We start from the raw sequence: 2,062 nt of genomic DNA, 5'->3' as shown, positions 1-2,062 counted from the left end.
TAGTTAGCACTACATACGGGTTAGGCTTAATTAGAAAGGTTTAATATGAGTTTTGAAGTTATTTACAAGTATCACGCGAGAGATGAGGAAGGCAGCTACAACAAGAGCGAAGTCAAGGAATTAAAGGAAAAGGTTGGTGAGCCTTTTGAAGAAGTTCCTTTGGAAAAACTGGCTTCGATAGTGATAGCTCAGTTGGCTAGGCGTGACATTTGGATTTTCGACGTAGAGATTTCCGAATACAAGAAGCAGAAGGTTAGCTTTCGTGAGAGTAAGGGTGGTATTGTCATTAAGAACAAGAAATTCATCCTTAATGGTGCTGCCAACATAGTGGTCCAGGATATTGAAGAGAAGCCAACACAGGCGACCACGGTGCCCCAGGTGAATACAAATCTGGCAGTAATGCAGACTAACAGGAATTTGGCTGCACCATCTAACACCAGGCCCATCAAATGGGTTATTCTGGACTCTGATGAACGTAATTTGCAGACTGTTAAGGCTTCAGGGTTAGCATTTACACCTGAAAAGCGTTATCCAGTCTTTTCTGAAGCACCGCATCCAAACAAGTTTGCTGTATTGGTTTACACAATGATGGATGACCATAAGCGTGAAGTTAGTGTTTCTGACGAATACTTTGTGCCAGCAGATCAGTTTCTTCAGCGTGGATTTAGTGTTTCCCAAGGGAGTAGTGCTAATGGTGGTGGCGGCAATCCTAAGTTGTCTTATGATGGCGTGGTGGCTGAGCCTGAAATGGTAGATATTCGAGGCAAGAGATGACCGATTTTAAAAAGCGAAAAGAGCGGGAGCGGGAAGTAAAAAAGAAATTGCTCAATAGGCGGTTGGCATTAAGGAAGAAAATCCGTGAAAATAAACGGTGGGAAGAAGAAGAAAAAGCAGCCGCACCTAAGCAAGAACCTTACAGGAGAACTACTTAGGAAAAATTTAGAAAAGATTTAAGTTTGGTTGACATAAAAACCGATTAAGTTAATATAAGAGTCGTTGGAGCTACCAACGGCGGCAATTAACTTTTATTAACGGAGGTTTTACTATGTCGCAGAACTATGAATCACTAAATTTGGCTGAATGTCAGGACGAAGCCGACCGCCTTGAAAATCAAGGTCAAGGGGCTGGCGATGCCTTCTTGGACAACTTTGTTCGTATGCCTGAGAAGGAAGGCTTTGTAATCGTAAGATTGCTGCCACCTGCCAAGGGTAAGAAGTGGTTTTGTGCCACCCGCACCCATCGCTTGAAGAAATCAAATCTACACTGTCCTAGAGAGCTTAGCACAATCAATGGTGTTAAGCGATGGCTGGATTGCGATGCACGCAATCCATGCCCAGTATGCAAATACTACAATTCCCTCTATCGTGAAGCTGATGAGAAGGAAGGTAAGGAAGCAGAAGCATTGATTGAATCTGCAAAGGCTATCAAGCCTATCGAGCGATACTACTACAATTGTATCGTAAGACAGCAGGTAAACGAGAAGGGCGAAATCGAGAAGAACGTTGGTCCGAAGATTCTTTCCATCGGCAAGACGCTGCATGAAAAGATTATCAGAATCGTCGTTGGCGATGCCAAGGCTGCTAAGAAGGGTTTGGGCGACGTTAGCGATATCAAGACTGGTCGTGACTTCAAAATCGTCAAGAAGATTAAGAGAGGTAAGGAAGCATATCCTTACTACGATGAGTCCGAATTCCTTGACCCATCGCCACTTGGCGACAAGGATGAGGCAGATGTGTGGCTGGAAAACTTGCATGACCTTGCCGCACTAAGGAAGCTGAAGGGCATGGAAGACATGAAGGTTTCCTTGAAGAAGTATCTTGGTTTGATTCCAGACGAAGACACTTCGTTCGACTTGAACGAGTTCAAGAAGCCAGCCGAATCTGTTGCTGAGCAGAGTCAGCAAGAGCGAGATGTGGTAGTAGCCACACCAATGTCACCACCAACTGGTGATGCGGTTCTCGCAGAGAAGGATTTTCTTGAAGAGCTAAGAAAAGTTCAGTAATCAAAAACTCAACACCCACGGCTCTAAAAAGGCCGTGGGTTTTTCTTGTACCTTAACTAA

3 protein-coding genes are annotated in these 2,062 nt (G+C 44.2%); all 3 read left to right on the top strand.

Annotated elements, in window-relative coordinates:
- Positions 1-45: 45 nt before the first annotated feature.
- The 3 genes from ACOSYY_RS18780 to ACOSYY_RS18770 all read left to right on the top strand — a co-directional run bounded on the left by ACOSYY_RS18780 (position 46) and on the right by ACOSYY_RS18770 (position 2,002).
- Positions 46-774, top strand: coding sequence for a hypothetical protein (locus ACOSYY_RS18780; protein WP_421664402.1), 729 nt, complete (start codon positions 46-48; stop codon positions 772-774).
- Positions 771-932, top strand: coding sequence for a hypothetical protein (locus ACOSYY_RS18775; RefSeq protein WP_421664401.1), 162 nt, complete (start codon positions 771-773; stop codon positions 930-932). The genes ACOSYY_RS18780 and ACOSYY_RS18775 overlap by 4 nt, the downstream gene beginning before the upstream one ends.
- Positions 933-1,045: 113 nt before the next feature.
- On the top strand, positions 1,046-2,002 hold the full coding sequence (locus tag ACOSYY_RS18770; protein ID WP_421664400.1) for a T4-gp32 family ssDNA-binding protein: 957 nt from the start codon (positions 1,046-1,048) through the stop codon (positions 2,000-2,002).
- Positions 2,003-2,062 lie beyond the last annotated feature (60 nt).

The sequence above is a fragment of the Nitrospira sp. BLG_2 genome, assembly GCF_049222245.1.
The sequence above is the reverse complement of the archived record's forward strand: the minus strand, read 5'-3'. Positions and strand labels throughout refer to the sequence as shown.

Bases quoted from the DNA above. Each gene is read 5' to 3' on its own strand.
- ACOSYY_RS18780 (WP_421664402.1), top strand. From the start codon at position 46: ATGAGTTTTGAAGTTATTTACAAGTATCACGCGAGAGATGAGGAAGGC.
- ACOSYY_RS18775 (WP_421664401.1), top strand. From the start codon at position 771: ATGACCGATTTTAAAAAGCGAAAAGAGCGGGAGCGGGAAGTAAAAAAG.
- ACOSYY_RS18770 (WP_421664400.1), top strand. From the start codon at position 1,046: ATGTCGCAGAACTATGAATCACTAAATTTGGCTGAATGTCAGGACGAA.